Source organism: Pedobacter sp. 01T416_2 (genome assembly GCF_056398925.1).
This window is the reverse complement of record NZ_JBFTQI010000829.1, coordinates 1-2,450: the sequence shown is the minus strand read 5'-3', so window position 1 is coordinate 2,450 and position 2,450 is coordinate 1. Positions and strand designations below refer to the sequence as shown.

General features: G+C 38.2%; 2 protein-coding genes. Both read left to right on the top strand.

Annotated elements, in window-relative coordinates:
• Positions 1-602: FecR family protein (locus AC1DPQ_RS24675; RefSeq protein ID WP_477611179.1), on the top strand; the 602-nt coding region annotated here is incomplete at its 5' end.
• A gap of 6 nt (positions 603-608) precedes the next feature.
• Positions 609-2,450: STN and carboxypeptidase regulatory-like domain-containing protein (locus AC1DPQ_RS24670; protein ID WP_477611178.1), on the top strand; the 1,842-nt coding region annotated here is incomplete at its 3' end.

The following is a 2,450-nucleotide window of genomic DNA, read 5'->3' as shown; positions in this document are numbered from 1 at the left end:
GCGGAAATACTTTAACGCAAATGTTGCCTGATGGTTCTACTGCAATTTTGAATAAACAATCTGAACTTTCTTTCGTGGGAGGTTTTTTTAATAAAACCCGCGATGTTAAACTAAAGGGCGAAGCTTTTTTTAAAGTAAGCGCCGATAAGTCGAAACCATTTATCATTAGTGTTAATGATGTTCAGGTAACTGTTGTGGGCACCGCGTTTAATGTGAAAAGCGATGGGGCAGCTGTTGTTGTAATTGTAGAAAGCGGGATCGTTAAGGTGAACAACCGTAATGATAGTGTGCGTTTAACTGCTGGAGAGAAAGTAGAGCTAAGTCAAAATCAGCGGCATTTATCTAAAGGAGAAAATCAGGGTAAGTTGTATAATTACTATTATTCGAATGAATTGGTTTGTGATGGCACAGCACTTATCGACCTCGTTGCCGTGCTTAATGAAAAATTTAAAGCCAACATTGTTATTGAAAATCCTGAATTAAAAGTGCTTTCAATTAGCACAACTTTTAAAAACGAATCGCTTAAGGAAATCCTGACTGTAATTGCTGAAACTTTTAAAATCAAAGTTGAGTATAGGCAGGATATGATCAAACTTAAATAATAATCAATGCGTACGCTCAAAATTACTGTTCTTTTTCTCTTTATTTTCTGTTCCTTGGCGCGGGCTCAATCGAATTTGTCAAGGAATATTTCACTCAATATCGAGCGACAAAAATTAAGTGTTGTATTGGCGATGATAGAAGAGAAAGGTGGCTTCAGGTTTTCTTATAACAGCAATATATTGCCGGTTGATAGTTTGATCAGTATCCACGAAAATAACCTCAATATTGCGGAAACGCTTGATAAAATATTAAATCATAGGTTCGAATACCGCCAATCGGGGAATTTTGTGATTATCAGGTATGCACCGCTCGAACTGGTTTTATTGGTTAATGAATCGGTTGGTAACCCCGAACTTTATACCATTACGGGCCAGGTGGTAGATAAACAGACCAATAAACCAATCCAGGATGCCAGTATTTACGAACGAAACCTGTTGGTTTCAGAAATATCGGATGGGAACGGTTATTTTTCGATGCGGTTAAAAAACATTACACAGCCTATATCGCTAACGGTAAGTAAAGAAAATTATAAGTCTACCGTTACCCATTTTTTGGCAGAGGTGAACATTACCAATAGAAAAGAAAATCCAAGCGAAAGGTTTATCAGCGGAAATTTGGGCGATGTAGAAAATACCTGGCTGGGCAATACTTTGGTTACCGCACAACAAAAAATCCAGTCGATCAATATCGGTGGTTTTATCTCAAAAGCCCCGTTTCAGTTTTCGCTTATTCCTAGTTTAAATTCCCATGGCTCATTGAGCGGTCAGGTGGTTAACAAATTTTCGCTTAATGTTATTGGTGCTTATAGCGCAGGAGTAGATGGAGGAGAAATTGGTTTTATTTTTAATATTAACAAGAGTAATGTGCAGTATTTTCAATTTGCTGGGGCCTTTAATCTGGTTGGGGGGGATGTTCGTGGAGTGCAGATTGCCGGCCTGTTTAATTATGTGATAGGCGATGTTCGGGCGGCTCAGATTGCCTTGGCTTATAACCGCGTAGGCAAGAGTTTCGAGGGTTTCCAAGTAGGTGGAATTTATAATCATGTTAATCAAGATGTGAAAGGTATTCAACTTTCATTAGGACTTAATACAATAGGCGGAACCTTAAAGGGCTTTCAAACTGGGGCTTTAAACTTGGTCAGCAAAGATACCAAGGGTTTTCAGATTGGAGTCGGAGGTAATGTTGTAAGCGGTAGAACAAGTGGAATACAGATTGGTGGCATTGCCAATATCAACAAAGAAAGCAGTGGCGTAAATCTTGCGGTGCTCACCAATTTTACCGGACAAACTGCTAGTGGATTGCAAATTGGCGCAATTAATTATGCCAAAAACCTAAAAGGCGCCCAAGTTGGGATATTAAATGTTTCAAACGAAAATGATGGCTATTCAATCGGGCTGATCAATATTGCATTAAAAGGTTATCATAAATTTAGTTTCAGCACCAATGAAAGCACTAATTTTAATGTAGCTTATAAAGGTGGCAGCAAACGTTTATACAATATGTTAATGTTTGGCACGAACAAAAAATCAGCTGAAAAAATATATACCGGAGGCTTAGGTTTTGGCAAGGAAATGAAATTGTTTAAAAGCGTTTCAGTAAACCCCGAAATAAGTAGCCAATATGTTTACCAAGGGAGCTGGGATTACCTCAATCTACTGAATAAATTTGAGCTGCCAATAAATATCAGGATAAATAAATGGCTGGCCATACAGGGCGGTCCATCGGTTAATGTGTATTATACCAGGCAAAACACCAAAATTGGTGAGTTTGGATTGTTGCAGGAAAAACATAAAGATTTCTCTTTTAATAATTCGAGATATACAGGTTGGTTAGGTTGGAATGTGGGC